Origin of the sequence: Agreia sp. Leaf244, from assembly GCF_001422695.1 — a bacterium.
GTDB lineage: Bacteria > Actinomycetota > Actinomycetes > Actinomycetales > Microbacteriaceae > Agreia.
On record NZ_LMLX01000005.1, the window covers coordinates 109,564 to 127,671 of the forward strand.

Here is an 18,108-nt window from a genome sequence, read left to right on the forward strand (position 1 = left end):
ACCCGCGTCAAGGCATCCGGGAAAACCGGTACCGTTGACGCATGGTTCGAAGTGACGAGACGACAACTGCCGACGAGGCCCCCGCGGCCGAACCCGAACGCGAAGTGCTGGGGTGGCTCGAATTCGGAGACGCCTCGCGCGACCTGGCCCGTGACGTGCTCGGGAGCGGTTTCGTTCCCGATTTCGTCATCGCCATCGCGCGCGGCGGACTGCTGCCGGCCGGCGCCCTCGCCTATGCACTCGGAACGAAGAGCTGTGGCAGCCTGAACGTCGAGTTCTACTCCGACATCGAGACGACCCTGCCCGAACCCATCCTGCTGCCTCCGATGCTCGACAACACCGCCCTCATCGGCAAGAACATCCTGCTGGTCGACGACGTGGCCGATTCCGGTCGCACGCTCGCCCTCGTGGTCGGGCTGCTCGAGAACGTCGGAGTCATCGTGAAGACGGCGACCCTCTACTCGAAGCCCCGTTCCGTGATCGAACCCGACTTCTTCTGGCGCAAGACCGACCGGTGGATCGTCTTCCCCTGGTCGGCGCACCCGCCGGTCAGCGTCTGATGTCGATCCATCTGGCCGGAGGCGGCTGGCCCTTCGACGACGACGGAGCCGTGTTCCGTCCGTTTCTCGACGAGGCCACCGAGCGGGCGACCGCCGCAGGCCGTCTCGACGGTCCGAGGCTCGCCATCGTGCTGGTGCGCGACGGCGACGGCCCGGAGAAGTTCGTCGAGCTCTCGACCGTGTTCGGCACCTTGGGCAAGATCGATCCGATCGCCGTGCTGGCCCCCGAGGGCGCCCCGATCGACGATGCGCTCCTCGAAGACCTCGATGGGCTAGTGGTCTGGGGCGGACTCGTTCCCGCCTATCGCGAGAGCCTGAAGGAATCGTTCGCCACGATCCGGGCGATCGTCGAATCAGGCGTTCCCTACTTCGGCATGTCGGCAGGCGCGGCCGTGGTCAGCGACGGCGCGCTCATCGGCGGCTGGAAGATCGGCGAGGTGCAGGTCTGCCCGGTCGAGGCGTCGCAGGAGATCGAGCAGGTCACGATCGCCGAGGGCATCGGACTCATCGACACGGCGATCGACGTGCACGCCGCCCAGTGGGGCACCGTCGCGCGCCTCATCGCGGCGACCGAGGCGTCGGTGGTCGACGGCGGACTCGCCATCGACGAGCACACGGCACTGATCGTCGGCGACGGGGGCCTGCGCGTGGTCGGCTCCGGCAGCGTCTGGACGGTCGCGCGCGACTCCGGCACGGTGCGGGTCTCCACGATCGGCGTCGGCTGACCCTCGTGCCCGACACGATCGACCTGATCTCGGAGTTGCAGCGGATCGGCCCCGCGTGGGCCGAGGCCTTTGCGGCCGAGTCGGGCACCCTCGAGCACATCGAGCGGTTCCTCTCCGAGGAGAGCGCCGCAGGTAAGGGCTTTCAGCCCGACGCCTCTCGCATACTGCGCGCGTTCCGGCTACCCCTCGCCGACGTGCGGGTCCTCATCGTTGGCCAGGACCCGTATCCGACACCGGGGCATCCGATCGGCCTCTCGTTCGCGACCGAGGCCCACGTACGCCCGCTTCCGCGAAGCCTGCAGAACATCTATCGCGAGCTGCGCGACGATCTCGGCGTTCCGACGCCGGAGCACGGCGATCTGTCGAGTTGGTCCCGCTCCGGTGTGATGCTCCTTAACCGTGTTCTCACGGTCAGGCCCGGAGATGCGGGCTCCCACCGCCGCGTGGGCTGGGAGCGCGTGACCGATCTCGCGGTGCGCACCCTGGCCGCCAGGGATGCGCCGCTGGTGTCCATCCTGTGGGGCCGGGACGCGGCCGCCGTCAAGCCGCTGCTCGGAACGACGCCCACGATCGAGTCCGCGCATCCGAGCCCGTTGTCGGCGAGCCGGGGGTTCTTCGGATCGCGCCCGTTCAGTCGCGCGAACGCCCTGTTGGAGGCCCAGGGCGCGCCGGGCGTCGACTGGTCGCTCGAGCCCCTGCCGCAATAGGCTTGCACAATGCTTGAAGAGGAGTACCAGCCGAGGCGCAGACTGCCGCCCGAGTTGCGCCCGAAGTCGCCGCCGCCACCGAAATTCGAATTCTCGATCCGCGACGCGACCACTCGCGACCTGCCCGACATCCGCGAGATCTACAACCACTACGTCGCGAACAGCACCGTCACGTTCGACGAGGACCCGATGTCGCTGAAGGCATGGCGATCGAAGTTCGCGTGGGTCTCGAAGCTCGGGTTCCCGTTCCTCGTTGCGGTGTCGCCCAGCGGTAACGTGCTCGGCTTCGCCTACGTGGCGCCCTGGAAGGAGAAGGCCGCCTACCGGCGCACCGTCGAGAACTCCATCTATCTCGGTCCGGCCGCGACGGGCAAGGGTCTCGGCAAGGCGCTGATGGGCGAACTGCTGACCCGCGCCAAGGCGGCGGGCATCAAGGAGGTTCTGGCCGTCATCGCCGACCAGGGCGCGGAGGCGTCGCTCAAGATGCACGAGGGCTTCGGCTTCAAGGAGGTCGGACGCCTCGGCCGGGTCGGTTTCAAGTTCAATCGGTGGCTGGGAACGGTCATGCTGCAGAAGTCGCTCAAGTAGCGCCCCGCCGGCGCGTGCGTTCTACTCGCCCGTCGCCCCGTCGAGCATCTCCCGCAGGATGTCGATGTGACCGATGTGGCGTGCCGTCTCCTCGATGAGATGCACCGTGATCCAGCGGAGTGTGAATCTGTTCTCGCGCCCGTGGCACAGATCGTCGAAGGTGTACCTCTGCTGAACCGCCCGTGACTCCGCGACCGCGTCGAGGTAGTCGGCGATGATCGCGTCGAGGGAGTCCGCCTCCGTGACTCGGAACTCCGCGTCGGGATCCTCCTCGCTCCAGCGGTAGGGGATGCCCTGTTCGCCGTCCATGACCTCGCGAAACCACGAGCGCTCGACGTCGGCCAGGTGCCGGATGAGCCCCGACACCGTGGTGAGCGACGGGAGAAGCCGGCGCGCGGCATCCGAGTCGCTGAGGCCCGTGGCCTTGTAGACGACCGTGGCGCGCTGGAGTTCGAGGAACCCGTCGATCGTCGCACGCTCGTCGCCGTCGCCGGGCGGCTCCGGCCTGTCGTCGGGGGGAAGGATGCCGGTGCTTGTCGAGGTCACGACACCCAGCCTAGAACTAGGCTCGAATCATGACGTCGCCGCACGAGCTCTCCGCCCTCGACCAGTACCGGCTCCTGCAGCGCCGCGAGCTCGGGGTCGTGGAGCTGACCCGGCACTATCTCGACCGAATCTCCTCGGGCAACGCGCAGCTCGGGGCGTTCTTCACGGTGACCCCCGAGCTGGCCCTGCAGCGGGCCCAGCAGGTCGAAGAAGCCGTTCCCCGGTCGACGAGGCTATGGGGACTTCCGTTCGCGGACAAGGATTTGTGGCGGCGACAGGGGGTGCGCACCACGTTCGGCTCGCGCGCGTTCGCCGATCACGTGCCCGAAACGACCGACGAGATTCCCCGCGTGCTCGACGAGGCCGGCGCAATCAGCCTCGGCAAGACGGCGACGCCCGAGTTCGGCATGACGAGCCACTCCGAGACGGCCATCGCTCCACCGGCGCGCAACCCCTGGAACATCGAGCTCTCGCCGGGCGGTTCGAGCGGGGGAGCCGCAGCGGCGGTGGCCGCGGGCCTGCTGCCGTTCGCGCCGGGTTCGGATGGCGGCGGGTCGATCCGTATCCCCGCAGCGGCCTGCGGTCTCGTCGGTCTCAAGCCCTCGCGCGGCCGGGTGCCCGGTCTTTCGGGAATCGACGCGCTGGGCGGCCTGCCGGTGGCGGGGCCGATCGCGCGCAGCGTCGGGGATGCCGCGTTTCTGCTCGACGGCATGATCGGTCGCCGGGGTTCCGTCGTCGACGACCACTACGCCCTGCGGGCACCGGCCCAGGACGACGGCGATTTCCTCGGCTTCGCGATCCGGGGAGAGGGACGGTTCCAGATCGGCGTGTCCACCGACTCGCCCTGGTCGGCGTCGCACGACATCGTCATCGACCCCGAGATCACGGCCGCGCTGAACGACACGGTCGCGCTTCTCTCCGACCTCGGTCACGGAATCGACGACGCGAGCCTCGAGCCGATGCCCGGGTACGGCTCCGCCTTCACCGCCGTGTGGCAGGCGGGGGCGGCGCAGATCCGGCTCGGTGCGGGAGACATCGGTGCGGGAGACATCGCCGCGGGCGACGAGGGTGAGCAGGATGCCGATGGCGGGCTGGAGCCCCTGACCTCCTGGCTGCGTCGACGCGGCCGCCGACTCACCGCCGTTCAGCTCGCCGGCGCCCTTGCCGAGCTGTTTCGGGTGGAACGGGCCGTCATCGCCGGATTCGCCGGGTTCGACGCGGTCCTCACGCCGACCCTCGCCCAGCTTCCGCGGCCCATCGGCTGGTACGACGCCGTCGATGCAGAACGCAATTTCTCGCAGCAGGTGGAGTATTCGCCGTTCACGTCGTTCGTGAACGCCTCCGGCCTACCCGCGATCACCCTGCCGGTGGCCATGAGCGAGAGCGGCCTGCCCATCGGCATGCAGCTCATCGGTCGTCCGGGAGGCGAGGGAACGCTGCTCTCGATCGGCCGCCAGTTGGAGCGAAGACTCCGGTGGGAGCGGCGGCATCCGCCGATCTGGACATGACCGTTTTCATCGGAGGTTAGGTATGCCTATACTAAGTTCGATGAGAGTCCTGATGACCGAGGCGGGAGCCATGCCCACGACCGCCGGGCGCGTACTGCTGGCCGGCGATTCGTCGATCATTCCCGTGATCCGCGGCCTCATCGAGACGCTGCCCGACACGGCTCGCGGCCAGATCTTCGTCGAGGTGGCCTCGGCTGAAGACATCACTCCGCTCGAGACGCCGGAGCGCATCACGGTCAGCTGGCTGGCGCGTGACGTGCGCGGCGCGGCGCCCGGCGAGGTGCTCGACCAGGCCGTGCGCGCCTGGGTCAGCGAGATGACCACGGGCGACGTGCTCGTCGACGGAGCCGACCTCTGCGTGTGGCTCGGCGGCGAGGCAGCTCGTATCGACACCCTTCGCTCGGAGCTCGCCGAACGACTCGGCTCGAGCCGCGAGACGTTGGCCCGCTAGAGGCCCGCCCGCTAGCAAAGCCCCCCCCGCCGCTAAAAATACGTGTTGGCGTAGACCGGCGCGGCCGGTGCGAGCAGGCGCTGGAGCGTCATGGCGGCGGAGGGTGTGAATTCCCGCAGCGCGCCGGCCCCTGCAGCGACCCTGGCGTCCGCGCCTCCCAGATAGAGGGCGCCGAGAACCCACGCGTGCATCTCGAGGTCGACGTGCTCGTCGTCGATGCGCTCGAGCGTGCCCGAGCCCGCTCCCGTCGTCAGTCTGAACGAGCCCGAGGCGAATCCGAGCTCGTCGACGACTCGGAACGAGACGCTCCCCGAGTCGGTGTAGCCCCGCGCGGCGAAGGCGGCGATGGGGTCGAGGATGCGCAGCCAGATGCGGTCCTCGATATCGGTGACGCTCAGCACGCGGGGGTCGACGAGCGCCCAGCGCAGAGCGTCGTCGGGGGAGCCGCCCGAATACGTGACCCGACTGCTCAGGTCGATCGACGCCAGATACTGCCAGAGCGCGAGAGAGGCGGACGGCACCGCCGCCACGAGGTCGGTGACCTCGATCGTGTGCGGCTTCGACTCCCAGCCGCTGAAGCGGTACGTCACGAAGCCGTCGACGGTTCCGTTCTCGTCGTAGTGAACGGCGGCCCGCCTGGCCCGGTCCTCGTCGCCCTCCTCGGTGACCCTGCCCGAGATGCGGTCGCCGTACTGGGCGTGCCTGTCGATGGAGCCCGGCTGCCCGGCGTGGAACGCGGCGAACACGGCTGGTGCGAGGGCAGGAATGTCACGGGGATCGACGACCGCGCAGTGGCCGGTCGGCGTCGTCGTCAGCTCGAAGCGGGAGTCGGTCTGCACGGCGATGTCGTGGACCCATGTCGCCGTGCCGAATCCGAAGCGTCGGTAGATCGACGCCTCACTCGCGGTGAGCGCGGCGACGGCGTAGCCCGCCTGGGCGGCACGGTTCAGGTCGTCTGTCATCATGCGGCGCAGGATGCCGCGGCGCCGGTGCGTGGCCCGAACGGTCACCGACGAGATGAGGTGGGCGGGAAGCTGCACCCCGGGGCTGACCGTCAGCGACTTCTCGAAGGAGGCGAACGTGGCGACGGGGATGTCCCGGTGAAGCGAATGGGCGGGGGAGGCGGTGTCGTAGACCCCCGTGAGCGACTGCCCGTCCTCGACGAGATACGACGCCATGGCGGCGGCGTGCGCGCTCGTCGGGCGTCGCGCAAGAAAGCCGAGCATGTCGGCTTCGAGCCAGCCGGCGGTCGCCGCATCCGGTGCATCGCCGTCGAGGGCGGCGGGGAACGTGCGGAATTCGAGGGACTGTGTCGAGGTGCTCACCCGTCCACGCTAGCGGACGGCGCTCGGGTTCTCAGTCGACGGGTTCTCAGTCGATCGGTTCGAGAAGGCCCGCCTCCGACGTGTCGAGCGAGATGGTCGGAAGCGACGAGGTGATGACGCTGCCGTCTGCGCGCAGGTTGCCCTCGACGTCGGCCGCACGGGGAGCGCCGGGCAGCCGCGGCCCGTGGTGGTCGAGTCCGATGAGCACGGGCTCGCCGGCCTGCACGGTGACGTTCTCGCCGCGCACGAAGACGGTGGCCCTGTCGCCCTCCTCGACCGTGAGCTCGATGTCGCCCTGGCGGAGGTCGACGCGGACCCGCGTGTCGCGCAGGGTGATGCGGTAGCTGAGCCCCTCCCACTCCTCGGGCAGGCGGGGATCGATCGTGATGCGGCCTCCGTGGTCGCGGAAACCGCCGAATCCGTAGACCAGGGCGCTCCACACGCCGCCGGTCGACGCGACGTGCACGCCGTCTGCTGTGTTGTTGTGCAGGTCGGCCAGGTCGACGAACAGGCCCGACGTGAAGTACTTCAGAGCCAGGCTCGAGTATCCGACCTCTGCAGCGATGATCGACTGAACGACGGCGGAGAGCGTCGAGTCGCCGGTGGTGATCGGGTCGTAGTAGTCGAAGTCGGCCCGCTTCTCGGCGGCCGTGAACTGGTCTCCCTGCAGCAGCAGGGCCAGCACCACGTCGGCCTGCTTCAGCACCTGGAAGCGGTAGATCACCAAGGGGTGGAAGTGCAGCAGCAGGGGGCGCTTCTCTGGAGGCGTGTGCGAGAGATCCCAACGCTCCTTCTCGAGGAACTGGGCGTCTTGCGGGTGGATGCGCAGGTTGTCGTCGAAGGGGATGTGCATCGCCTCTGCGGCGCGCGACCATTCGTCGATCTCGGCTTCGTCGAACGAGACCCGGGCGACCATGCGGTCGTACGCCTGGGGGTTCTCCTCGCGGATGCGGGTGACCGCGGCCGCGGCCGAACGCAGGTTCGACCTGGCCATGACGTTGGTGTAGAGGTTGTCGTTGACCACGGTGGTGTACTCGTCGGGTCCGGTGACGCCGTGGATGTGGAAGATGTCGCCCCCGTTGGCGCGCCAGAACCCCAGGTCGGCCCACATGCGCGCGGTCTCGACCAGGATGTCGATGGCCTCTCGTGCCAGGAAGTCTTCGTCGCCCGTGGCGGAGACGTACTGGGTGAGGGCATGCGAGATGTCGGCGTCGATGTGGTACTGCGCCGTGCCGGCCGCGTAGTAGGCCGACGATTCGAGGCCGTTGATCGTGCGCCACGGGAAGAGGGCGCCCAGTTGATTGAGCTCTGTTGCCCGCATGCGCGCATGATCGAGCATGGCGTGCCGGAATCGCAGCGCGTTGCGGGCGGCGATGGGCGAGGTGTAGGTGAGGAACGGGAGAACGTAGACCTCGGTGTCCCAGAAGTAGTGTCCGCCGTAGCCCGACCCGCTGACGCCCTTGGCCGATACTCCCTGGCCGTCGGCGCGCATGGATGCCTGGGCGAGCTGGAAGAGGTTCCAGCGGGTGGCCTGCTGCAGCACGGGCTGCCCGGGGAGCACGACGTCGGTGCGGGCCCAGAACGCTGAGAGCCACTCGCGCTGGCGCTCGACGAACGAGTCCATGCCCTCGTCGTGCGCCCGGTCGAGCGTGCGATCGCAGCGGTCCGCGAGCTCGCGGGTGGGCACCCCTGACGACGTGTGATAGCTCACGGTCTTGGTGATGCGGATGCGCTGGCCCCGCTTGGCACGGATGCGATAGACGTGCTTGGCGAGATCGTCACCGATCTGCGACGACTCCTCGAACTCGTTCTCGGTCTCGATCGTGTGGTCAGCGCCGCAGGCGATGGTCATGCCCGAGTTGGTGCACCGGTAGCCCAGCACGTATCGGCCGTCGAGGGCGCGCTTGTAGCGCGGCTGCAGCACGCGATCGGTGAATGCCTCGGCCTTGCGCGGGTCGAAGTCCTTCGAGGCCGCGGTAGGGGCGTGGTATTCGTCTATGCCGTCTTGACGGTTGAGGATCTGGCTCGAGATCACGACCGACGCGTCTGCGTCGAGCAACGTGACCTCATAGTCCATGAAGGCGAGGTGACGATCGGTGAACGACACCATCCTGCGCGAGTCGATGAGCACGCGCTTGCCCGATGGCGTGCGCCACTCGAGAGAGCGGCGCAGGACACCGTCGGCGAAGTCGAGCCTGCGCTCGTACATCGGCAGGTCGGCCTCGGTGAGCACCAGCGGCTCGTCGTCGACGTAGAGCCGGATGATCTTCGCGTCGGGCGCGTTGACGATGGTCTGGCCGACGCGGGCGAAGCCGAATGCCTCTTCGGCGTGCCTGATGGGCCAGGTCTCGTGGAAACCGTTGATGTAGGTGCCGTGCTCGTGGCCGTCGCGCCCCTCATCGACGTTCCCGCGCATGCCGAGGTAGCCGTTGCCGATCGCGAAGAGCGTCTCGGTTCGGCCCATGTCCTTCGAGCTGAAGTCGTTCTCGACGAGAGCCCACTCGTCGAGCGGGAAACGGTTGCGATCGAGCGGATCACGAGAGATGAGGTTCATGCGGGTTCCCCAGGGGTCGGAGTCGAGGATGAGCGGGAGGAGAGGGGAAGCAGCACGTCGAGGTCGTCGACGACGATGTCGGCTCCGCTTTCGAGGAGCTCTGCAACGCCGGCGCCGCGGTCGACCCCGAGGACGAGACCGAATTTACCATCGCGCCCGGCCTGCACACCCGAGTGCGCGTCCTCGACCACGACGCACTGCTCGGGCCGAAGCCCGAGGAGGTGCGCGCCGTAGGCGTAGGTCTCGGGGGAGGGCTTGCCCGCCAGACCCTTTTCGGCTGCGACGAGGCCGTCGACGACCACGTCGAAGCGGTCTCGGATGCCTGCTGCGCGCAGCACAGGATCGGCATTGCGCGAACTCGATACGACGGCCACGAGGAGTCCTGCGTCGACCACGGCGTCGAGGAAGCGGAGTGAGCCGGGGTACGGCGCGACCCCGTCAGCCTCGAGGGACTCCGTGAAAGCGGAGTTCTTGCGGTTTCCGAGCCCGCAGACGGTCTCGAGCTGCGGAGAGTCGTCGGGCGTGCCCTCTGGCAACGCGATCGATCGCGATGCGAGGAACGATCGCACGCCGTCGTAGCGCGGCTTGCCGTCGATGTAGGCGAAGTAATCGGCGTCGGTGTAGGGCCGGGCGATGCCCTTCGAGGCGAGATACGGCGAGAAGAGTCGCGCCCACGCCGACATGTGCACGTCGGCGGTGGGGGTGAGCACACCGTCGAGGTCGAAGAGCACGGCCTTGAGCGACAGCAGTCGCTCGCGGGCGTCAGACGGAGAAAGCACCGGAATCGGGGTAGAAGTCACAGGAGTCCTTGTGGGTACCGAGGGGGGATCGGGTGGAGAAAGTCATGGGGCGGAGCGATGTATTTCCGCAATCGTAGCGGCTGCATGGAAACGTTTCCGCAACCGCGTGTCAGGGTGTGGAAAGCCACGGACGGACGAGGGATTCCGAGACCTCCCAGAGGCGGGCTGCGAGCGCGTCATCCCGGGCGGCCCGGCTCGCTCTTCCGTCTGGACGCAGCCCGTCGAAGTAGGTGCCGCTGGGCGCGCCTGATCCGACATTCGACACCAGTTCGACCAGCGGCACGGCACCGGCCTGTGGGGTGACGCCGAGTCCGCCGTTGCCGAGCGCGTTGCCGACCCGGAGCATCCACGACGATGCACCGAACGAGGTCGCGACGTACCCGGGATGGAACGCATAGGCCGTGATCGGGCTGTCACGCGTTCTGCGTGCCAGCTCCCTCGTCGTGAGCAGCACTGCGGTCTTGGCCGACCCGTAGGCCTGCCATCCGCCGAGCCAGGGCCACGTGCGGCTGTCGAGGTCGTCGAGTCTAAGCCGTCCCCAGCGGTTGGCCACGCTGCCGGTCGAGACGACCGTGACCGGATGCCCCGCGGAGGCGGTCTGCCGCAGCCTGGGCAGCAGAAGTTCGGTCAGCAGGAAGGGCGCGAGGTGATTCACCTGGAACGTCGACTCGTGTCCGTCGACCGTGACGGTTCGACGAGAGAACAGGCCGCCGGCGTTGTTGGCGAGCGCGTCGATGCGGCCGTAGCGGCCGAGCAGGTCGTCTGCCAGGCGGCGCACCTCCGAGAGCGACGCGAAGTCGGCCACGAACGCCTCCGCGTCGTCGATCGATGCGGCGACGTCGTGCGTGCGGCCCGGATCGCGCCCGACGACCGCCACGCGGGCGCCGCGTCTGCCGAGCTCGAGGGCGGCGGATCGGCCGATTCCCGAGCTGGCACCGGTGATGACGACGGTCGTGCCGGCCAGGGAGCGACCGGGGTCGGTCACCGGTAGTTGCCCTTCTCGAGCCCGGCCTCGATCTCGAAGCGGTTCGTCAGGGCGTTGCGGCCGGCGAGCATGTAGAGCACGGGGAAGACCATGCCGTACTTCTTCCATTGCTCGCGATGCACGGCCTCGTGCTCGAGCACGGCAGGTTTGGCGTTGTCGTCGGTGAGGTAGACGCCGCCCACGCACGAACCGCCGCGCGAGAAGGCCCACGTGGGCAGACCGCGGAAGACGAAGAGGCCGTCGACCCGGCGAACCTTTCCGGTGCTCAGCGCGAACCCCCAGACCAGAGCGACCGTGGTGGCGTACAGATAGCCGGCGCGGGCCAGCGGGGGAGCGAGCAGCACCGATTTCGCCGCCCTGGTGAGCGCCGTATCGGGAATGGTGATCGGCTTCACGCGCCGACGGGCCGACCGTAGGTCTCGAGCAGGCGCAGCCAGACCTCGTTGATGGTGGGATACGCGGGAACCGCGTGCCAGAGCCGATCGAGAGGAACCTGGCCCGTCACGGCGATCGTGGCCGCGTGCAGCAGCTCGCCGACGTCGGGGCCCACGAAGGTGACCCCGAGCACGACCTTGCGATCCTCGTCGACGACCATGCGTGCGGTGCCCTTGTACCCGTCGGCGTGAACGCTCGCGCCGGCGACGTTGCCGATCTCGTAATCGACGACTCGTGTGCGGTAGCCGGCCTTTTCTGCGGCAGCGGCCGTCAGGCCGACCGACGCGACCTCGGGGTCGCTGAACGTGACCTGGGGCACGGCCTGGTGATCGGCCGTGGCGACGTGAGCGCCCCACGGCTGGTCGAAGACCTCGCGACCGGCCGCGCGGGCGGCGATGACGTCTCCGGCGGCACGCGCCTGGTACTTGCCCTGGTGCGTGAGCAGCGCCCGGTGGTTCACGTCTCCCGTGGCGTAGAGCCAGCCCCCATCGAACGGCTCGCCGTCGGCATCGACGACGCGCAGGGTGTCGTCGACCGTGAGCCAGTCGCCGGGTGTGAGCCCGATGGTCTCGAGCCCGAGGTCGTCGGTGCGCGGCGTGCGACCTGTGGCGACGAGCAGTTCGTCTGCGATGACGGTCGAGCCGTCGTCGAGGTGCACGACCACGTCGCCTCCGCCCAGCCTCTCGACGCCGGTCGGGGAGGTGTCGAGGTGCAGCGACACCCCGAGGTCTTTCAGGGAGGCGCCGACGATCTCGCCCGCGAAGGGCTCCATCGTCGAGAGGATGCCACCGCGCGAGACGAGTGTCACCACGGAGCCGAGGCTGGCATAGGCCGTGGCCATCTCGACGGCGACGACGCCGCCGCCGATGATCGCGAGTCGAGGCGGTATCGACTGTGCGCTCGTCGCCTCACGGCTCGTCCACGGGCGCGCCTCCTTCAGCCCGGGAACGTCGGGAAGCAGGGCAGCCGACCCCGTCGACACGGTGATCGCGTGTGTCGCCGAGTACCGGGTGGTCTGCCCGTCGGTGCCGGTCACCTCGATCTCTCTCGGGCCGACGAACCGGGCGTATCCGCGGATCAGGTCGATGCCCGCGCCCTCGACCCACTCCGCCTGGCTGGCGTCCTTCCAGTCGTTCGTGAACGAGTTGCGGCGCTCGAGCACGGCGGCCACGTCGATCTCGCCGGTCACGGCCTGCTTGGCGCCACCGACCGCGCGGGCGGCGCGCAGCACGGTTCCGCTGCGGAGAAGGGCCTTCGACGGCATGCACGCCCAGTAGCTGCATTCGCCCCCCACGAGTTCGCTCTCGACGAGGGCCGTTCGCAGGCCGCCTCGCACGGCCCGGTCGGCGACGTTCTCGCCGATGGCACCTGCTCCGATGACGATGAGGTCGTATTCGGTCGTTGTCATGTTGGTGTCCTGGGGTCAGTGGCCGGTGAACCGGGCCGTGGTGCGGGAGGCGAATGCCTCGAGGCCGATGCGGGCATCGTCGCTCGAGGCGAGTCGTACGAGGGCGGGCTGCAGCTCCGCCTCGGCAGCCTCGTCGCCGGAGCGCACCGCGAGCCGTGCGTTGGCGAGGGCCGCCTGAACGGCCAGCGGGGCCTGGGCGGCGATGCGTTCCGCGAGTTCGAGGGCACGGTCGAACTGGATGCCGTCGGGCACGACCTCCTGCACGAGGCCGATTCGCAGGGCCTCGGCCGCGTCGAACATGTCGCCGGTCAGAATCCAGCGCATGGCGTTGCCCCAGCCGACTGCGCGAGGGAAGCGCAGCGTGGCGCCGCCGAACGGAAGGATTCCCCGGCTGACCTCGAGCTGCCCGAATCGGGTCGACTCGGCCGCGACGACCACGTCGCTGGCCAGCATCAGCTCGATGCCGAGGGTCAGGCAGATTCCCTGCACGGCCATAACGACCGGCTTCGACAGGGCCCGCCCCGAGACCTGCCACGGGTTGATGCCGTCGGCGTCGACGTAGTCGATTCCGTCGGCCGTGATGCGCGGGCCGATGTCGGCGAGGTCGAGCCCGGCGGTGAAGTGGTCGCCCGCGGCGTGCACGAGGCCCACGCGCAGCTCGGGATCGGAGTCGAGCTCGCCGTAGGCGGCCGAGAGCTGTTGCAGCATGGAGAAGTCGGCCGCGTTGCGCTTCTCGGGCCTGTCGAGCCGGATGAGGAGCACATGCCCCCGGCGCTCGGTCGTGACGCGCATGGGTTCTGCTGGTGTTCCGGTGTCTGTCACAGGGTGGCCTCCTCTGGTCGCTGGACCGGCCGGGTGAGGGCCGAGATGATGCGGAGGATGCTGGGCAGGTCGTCGGAGGAGGCCTCCGGCGTCGACGGGGCGAACTCCGTGATTCCGGCACCCACGAGCGGATACGACGCACGGATCTGCGAGATCGCCTGCACCAACTGCTGCACGGAGAGGCCGAAGGGCTCGGGGTAGCCCACGCCGTCGATCTCGGCGGGATCGAGCACATCGAGGTCGACGTGGATGTAGACCCGGCTCGCGCCCGTCTGTGCGATCGCCTCGACCACGGAGCCGGGATGCTCCATCTCGGACGAGGTGACCATGCGAATACCCGCGGCATCGATGAAGGCGGCCTCGTCGTCGTCGAGCGAACGCGTTCCGGCGAGCACGACCTGCGCCGGCGACAACGGGGAGCCGGGCACGAGCGCCTCCGGGCCGTCTCCGAGCAGGGTGCGCAGCACCATGCCGTGAAAGGCGTGAGAGGGCGACGTCTCGGGCGAGTTGAGGTCTCCGTGCGCGTCGAACCACACGACCGCGATGGTCGACTCTGCGGAGCCCGCAAGCGCGTGCGGGATGGCGCCCAGCTCGACGGCGCAGTCTCCGCCGATTGTGATCACCGGTCCTGTCGTGCTCGCGAGCACGCGCTGCTGGTTCGCGAGCACCGACTGCAGAGCCGTGAGACGAAGAACGCCGGTTCCCTGCGACTCGCCCGCGCCCACGGGCACGTCGACGACGCGGGTCGCGGCGGCCGGAAGGTCGCCCTGGATCGCGGCGGCCCCGTCGACGAGACGCATGGCGCGCGACGAACCGGACCCCTGCCACTGCGGCACGATCACGAAGGTTGCTGGCACGTACTCAGTCTTCCACGGACTTCGAAAGCGGGGGAGCGGATGCTATTCGACCGGGGCGTCGATGGGGCGGGGAGGCTGGCTCTTCGCCTTCAACTGCGCGAGGCGCGCGTCGACCTCCGTGAGCTCGCCGATGTCGTCGAGGCTCTCGAACTGGGCGTCGAGGCTCGACGCCGCCAGCTCCTCCTGGCCGCGAACCTTGGCCTCCTCGCGGCGGATCTTGTCTTCGAACCTGCCGAGGTCGCTCGTGGGGTCGAGAACATCGATGCTCTTCAACGCGTCGTGAACGGCACTCTGCGCCTCGACGGTCTTGGCGCGGGCGGCCAATTCGTCGCGCTTGCGGGTGAGCTGCCCGAGCTTCTCTTTCATCGAGTTGAGACCGGCCTTGAGCTTCTCGACGATCTCGGTCTGCGACGCGATCGACGGCTCGGCGTCGCGGGCCTCGTTCTCGCTCTGCAGCTGGCGAGTCAGGGCCACCTTGGCGAGCGCGTCGAACTTGTCCGCGTCGACGGTGTTGCCCTGCACGCGCAGCTCATCACCCTTCCGGCTCGCGGCGAGCGCCTTGCGGCCCCAGTCCTCCGCCGTCTGCACGTCCTCCCGGTGGTCTTCCTCGAGCAGCCGCAGGTTGCCGATGGTCTGCGCGATCGCGTTCTCGGCGTCGGCGATGTTGTCGCTGTAGTCGCGCACGAGCTGGTCGAGCATCAACTGGGGATCTTCGGCCTGGTCGATGAGCGCGTTGATGTTCGCCTTGGCGAGCTGGGTGATGCGGCCGATGATGGACTGCTTTGCCATTTCCTTCTCCTTGGGTTGTAGCCGTGGATTGTGCGTCTTCTAGAAGCGTCCGCCGCCGCCGCGACGCCCGCCTGAGCGTCCTGACGAGGAGCTCCTGCGTGAACCCGACGACCGCGACGAGCCTGAGGAGCGAGAGGATCCGGACGAGCGTCCGCCCCCGCCCCAGCTCGACGAGCCGCCGAACATGCCGCCGGAGTAGGAGCGGCGAGACGAGCCGCCGCCGCCGGAGAACAGCCCGCCGAGGAGTCCGCCCAGCATCGCGGAGCCGTCCACCCCCTGCTCGCCCTGCCCGTAGTACCCCTGTCCGGCGCCGCCCTGCCCGGAGTAGCCGCTGTAGGCATCCACGTCGATGCGCGCGGCCTGATCGGCGGCCTGCGCGAACTGGTACGCCTGGGTGGCCGACGACAGCGCGCGTTCCGGATCGGTGGACTGCAGTCCGTAGGCCTCGTTCAGCAGCCGCTCGGCCTCGGCGATGCGAGTGCGGGCGTCGACGCTCACCGCTCCCCGTCGGGTGACCACGTACTCCTTGACGGCGGTGATGGTGCTGGATGCCGCGGTGAGGGTCCTCGACAGCTGCTCCTGGGTGCGGGCCACACGTTGGGCCTCGTCGCGCACGCCCGCGAGAGCGGCGTCGAGCGGAGCGTTCGCGCCCTGGAGGGCCTGAAGGGCGGCGACGGGATCGGACGCCCCCGACTTTCGTGCCTGAGCGATCGCGGACTCGAGAGCAATGACCAGGGGAGAGAGCTCGGCGGCTCGGGGAGCCCCCTGCGGAGTGGCGGTGAGGGCCCTGGCTTCGGCGATGTCGTTCGTCGCCTCCGTGACGGCGCTCGCCAGCGCGGCGGCGGCGTTCTGGAGAGCCGCCCCGAGCGTTCCGACGGCAGTGATCAGCGTCTCGGACTGGGCCACGGCTGCCTGGGCTCGTTGGATGCTCACGGCGGCCTCGCTGGCGCGCCCGCCCGCGATCAGGCCGGGAACGGCCGTCGCCGTCGTGTCGGCGTAGGCGAGGAGCTTCTCGGCCTGGGCCGGGTTCTCGAGGACGGTGGCGAGGGCATCCGCCGAGTATGTCGCTCTCAGCGACTGCACCGTCTGCGTGGCAGCCGGGATGCGCTGCCGGACGGATGCGACGCCGGACGCGATGGCGTCGAGCGACGGCTGGGGGTTCTTCTCGAGTTCGCGCAGCGCGGCGAAGGCGTCGGCCTGGGCATCGAGCTCGGCGTCGGCGCTGGTGCAGAGTTCGATGATCTTGAGCGACCAGGCGCGCCTGTCTTCGGCGCTGTCCGGCGTGCTGTCGTCGAGGTTCTGCTTGAGGGCGAAGCTCTGGCGTACCTTCTCTTTCGCGCTGTCGAGGGCCTGCACGAACGAAGCTGTGGCGTCGTCGCCGAACTGCGCGATCGCGAAGCCCAGCTCCTGCTCGCTGCTCTTCACGGCGTCGTCGAGCTGAACCAGGAGCCTTCCGACCTCCCTGTCGAGTTCGAGCTGGCTCGGGCCGTCTGCGCCCTGGCGTGCCTCGGCCGCCTTCGCCTTCGATCGCTTGCGCAGGTAGACGGCGCCGACGGCCCCGGCCACCACGACGACCGTGCCGCCCAGCGCCCACGTCAGAATGGATGATCCGCTGCCGGCCGCCTCTGCCGCTTCACCCGGAGTGACCACGGGCGGAGACAGGCTCTCACCGCCGAGCAGTTCGGACAGCCCCGATGCGGTGTTGATGGCGGCTCCGGCCCAGTCGTTCTGGCGAAGAGACGGCTGGATGGATGTGGTCTCCAGCTCGCTGAGCTGCGCATCGGTGAGCGCGAAGTCGGGATCGACGGAGAGCTGGTAGAGCCTGTCGTCGGTCGCGACCGCCAGCAGAACGTCGTTCACGCCGAGATCGTTCTTCATCGCGGTGTCGTCGGCCCACGCCTCCCGGTCTGCCACGCCCGTGAAGCTGTCGACGTAGACGACGAACAGGTTCGTGCCCTCGGTCTGCGACAGCTCGTCGAGCGCATCCTGCACCTCGGCCGCGCGAGTGCCGAGCACCCCCACTCGATCGACCACATAGGAACCGCCGAGGTTCACCGGGTCGGTCGCCTGGGCGGCCTGCGGCGCCTGCAGCGCAAGCAGGGCGAGAACGAGTCCGACACCGGCGACGAGGCCGGATCGGAGGGTGGAATATCGTCGTCGATCGGTTCTGGACATCGCAGGCAGTCTAGAACAAGGGCCTGCGCCGGGCCTATGACCGAGTATGTGTCGTCTCGTTACGACAGGGCTGGGGAGGAGCGCGTGAACTCAGCATGATGGGTTCATGGCCACCCGTGCAGAGAAACGACTCAGCGTCGTCGAAGTGACCCGGTATCGCCCTCGCGACGTCGAGTACCACGCCTACGTCGAGGTGCTCAACTCCCGCGCTGTTCGCGCCGCCGAGGACGCCGGGTGGACCGTGAACCGGGTCGCCGCCGCCGATGTCGGCACAGCCTCGCTGCTCGCCCTCACCGACGCGAGCGAGGCCATCATGCTGATGGGCGGGGAGGACATCTCCCCGCGTTTCTACGGCGGCGACGAGGACTACCCCTTCGAGAGCCAGCATTTCGAGACGGCCGACGAGGGGCAGATCGCCCTCGTGCACCGGGCTCTGCGCCGGGGAACCCCGCTGCTGGGCGTGTGTCGTGGACTGCAGATCATCACCGTCGCCCTCGGGGGCGACATCGTTCAGGATCTGGGTACCGACACGATCCACAAGAACCTCGGCGCCCCGATTCGCGACATCATGGCGGCGCACCCGGTGGCCCTCGAGCACTCGTCGAGGCTCGCCGCAGACCTCGGCACACGTGAACTCGTCGTGCAGAGCGCGCATCACCAGGCCGTCGGTCGTCTCGGCGATGGACTCGTGGCTGTGGGCACGGCGCCCGACGGCGTCGTGGAGGCAGTCGAGCATGTCGATTCTCCGATCACCGGAGTGCAGTTCCACCCCGAGGACCCGGGTGCGCCGGCCGGCCAGCTGGCCTCCCTCGTCGCCAGGCTGAGCGCGCGCGAGGCAGCCCTCGTCTGAGCCGAACGCCGGCCGTCGACAGA

The 18,108-nt window shown here is 68.9% G+C and carries 18 protein-coding genes; 7 read left to right on the plus strand and 11 right to left on the minus strand.

Going from position 1 to position 18,108, the window contains the following annotated elements; all coding sequences use genetic code 11:
* The first annotated feature begins 41 nt into the window (after positions 1-41).
* From ASF06_RS14810 to ASF06_RS14825, 4 genes are read left to right on the plus strand one after another with little or no spacing between them, the layout of a single operon-like run.
* Positions 42-560 (plus strand): phosphoribosyltransferase, encoded by a 519-nt coding sequence (locus ASF06_RS14810; protein WP_055929504.1) that lies wholly within the window; start codon positions 42-44, stop codon positions 558-560.
* The gene (locus ASF06_RS14815; RefSeq protein ID WP_235501035.1) at positions 515-1,285 is read left to right on the plus strand and encodes a peptidase S51; all 771 of its coding nucleotides are present in this window, start codon (positions 515-517) and stop codon (positions 1,283-1,285) included. Before ASF06_RS14810 ends, ASF06_RS14815 begins: the two co-directional genes overlap by 46 nt.
* A gap of 5 nt (positions 1,286-1,290) precedes the next feature.
* Positions 1,291-1,992 (plus strand): uracil-DNA glycosylase, encoded by a 702-nt coding sequence (locus ASF06_RS14820; RefSeq protein WP_055948801.1) that lies wholly within the window; start codon positions 1,291-1,293, stop codon positions 1,990-1,992.
* A 9-nt stretch (positions 1,993-2,001) separates the two neighbouring features.
* Positions 2,002-2,580 carry a GNAT family N-acetyltransferase gene (locus ASF06_RS14825; protein ID WP_055929499.1) on the plus strand — a complete coding sequence of 193 codons (579 nt, stop codon included), beginning with the start codon at positions 2,002-2,004 and terminating at the stop codon, positions 2,578-2,580.
* A 21-nt stretch (positions 2,581-2,601) separates the two neighbouring features.
* Here ASF06_RS14825 and ASF06_RS14830 read toward each other — a convergent pair whose 3' ends face one another.
* The gene (locus ASF06_RS14830) at positions 2,602-3,126 is read right to left on the minus strand and encodes a DinB family protein (RefSeq protein WP_200920393.1); all 525 of its coding nucleotides are present in this window, start codon (positions 3,124-3,126) and stop codon (positions 2,602-2,604) included.
* A 29-nt stretch (positions 3,127-3,155) separates the two neighbouring features.
* Here ASF06_RS14830 and ASF06_RS14835 point away from each other — a divergent pair, with 29 nt between their 5' ends.
* Positions 3,156-4,634 carry an amidase gene (locus ASF06_RS14835; RefSeq protein ID WP_055948804.1) on the plus strand — a complete coding sequence of 493 codons (1,479 nt, stop codon included), beginning with the start codon at positions 3,156-3,158 and terminating at the stop codon, positions 4,632-4,634.
* Positions 4,635-4,674: 40 nt separating this feature from the next.
* Positions 4,675-5,085, plus strand: a complete 411-nt coding sequence (locus ASF06_RS14840) for a siderophore-interacting protein (protein ID WP_162237713.1) — start codon at positions 4,675-4,677, stop codon at positions 5,083-5,085.
* A 32-nt stretch (positions 5,086-5,117) separates the two neighbouring features.
* On the opposite strand, the gene ASF06_RS14845 is transcribed toward ASF06_RS14840, so the two are convergent.
* The 10 genes from ASF06_RS14845 to ASF06_RS14890 all read right to left on the minus strand — a co-directional run bounded on the left by ASF06_RS14845 (position 5,118) and on the right by ASF06_RS14890 (position 17,235).
* Positions 5,118-6,410, minus strand: coding sequence for a GNAT family N-acetyltransferase (locus ASF06_RS14845; protein WP_055948809.1), 1,293 nt, complete (start codon positions 6,408-6,410; stop codon positions 5,118-5,120).
* A gap of 46 nt (positions 6,411-6,456) precedes the next feature.
* Positions 6,457-8,964, minus strand: a complete 2,508-nt coding sequence (locus ASF06_RS14850) for a glycoside hydrolase family 65 protein (protein ID WP_055948813.1) — start codon at positions 8,962-8,964, stop codon at positions 6,457-6,459.
* Positions 8,961-9,764 (minus strand): HAD family hydrolase, encoded by an 804-nt coding sequence (locus ASF06_RS14855; protein WP_442853933.1) that lies wholly within the window; start codon positions 9,762-9,764, stop codon positions 8,961-8,963. The genes ASF06_RS14850 and ASF06_RS14855 overlap by 4 nt, the downstream gene beginning before the upstream one ends.
* 109 nt (positions 9,765-9,873) lie before the next feature.
* Complete coding sequence (locus tag ASF06_RS14860) at positions 9,874-10,749, minus strand: SDR family NAD(P)-dependent oxidoreductase (RefSeq protein WP_235501036.1); 876 nt, start codon at positions 10,747-10,749, stop codon at positions 9,874-9,876.
* The gene (locus tag ASF06_RS14865; RefSeq protein WP_200920400.1) at positions 10,746-11,135 is read right to left on the minus strand and encodes a Fe-S oxidoreductase; all 390 of its coding nucleotides are present in this window, start codon (positions 11,133-11,135) and stop codon (positions 10,746-10,748) included. Before ASF06_RS14865 ends, ASF06_RS14860 begins: the two co-directional genes overlap by 4 nt.
* A 5-nt stretch (positions 11,136-11,140) precedes the next feature.
* Positions 11,141-12,592: a dihydrolipoyl dehydrogenase family protein gene (locus ASF06_RS14870; protein ID WP_055948819.1), complete on the minus strand. Its 1,452-nt coding sequence runs from the start codon at positions 12,590-12,592 to the stop codon at positions 11,141-11,143.
* A gap of 15 nt (positions 12,593-12,607) precedes the next feature.
* Positions 12,608-13,384, minus strand: a complete 777-nt coding sequence (locus ASF06_RS14875) for a crotonase/enoyl-CoA hydratase family protein (protein WP_055948822.1) — start codon at positions 13,382-13,384, stop codon at positions 12,608-12,610.
* A 26-nt stretch (positions 13,385-13,410) separates the two neighbouring features.
* Positions 13,411-14,271 carry an arginase family protein gene (locus ASF06_RS14880; protein WP_082500987.1) on the minus strand — a complete coding sequence of 287 codons (861 nt, stop codon included), beginning with the start codon at positions 14,269-14,271 and terminating at the stop codon, positions 13,411-13,413.
* Positions 14,272-14,313: 42 nt separating this feature from the next.
* Positions 14,314-15,060, minus strand: coding sequence for a PspA/IM30 family protein (locus ASF06_RS14885; RefSeq protein WP_055948824.1), 747 nt, complete (start codon positions 15,058-15,060; stop codon positions 14,314-14,316).
* Between the two features lie 39 nt (positions 15,061-15,099).
* On the minus strand, positions 15,100-17,235 hold the full coding sequence (locus ASF06_RS14890) for a TPM domain-containing protein (protein ID WP_055948828.1): 2,136 nt from the start codon (positions 17,233-17,235) through the stop codon (positions 15,100-15,102).
* A gap of 106 nt (positions 17,236-17,341) precedes the next feature.
* On the opposite strand from ASF06_RS14890, the gene ASF06_RS14895 reads away from it, so the two are divergent.
* On the plus strand, positions 17,342-18,085 hold the full coding sequence (locus tag ASF06_RS14895; RefSeq protein ID WP_055948831.1) for a gamma-glutamyl-gamma-aminobutyrate hydrolase family protein: 744 nt from the start codon (positions 17,342-17,344) through the stop codon (positions 18,083-18,085).
* Positions 18,086-18,108: the final 23 nt, after the last annotated feature.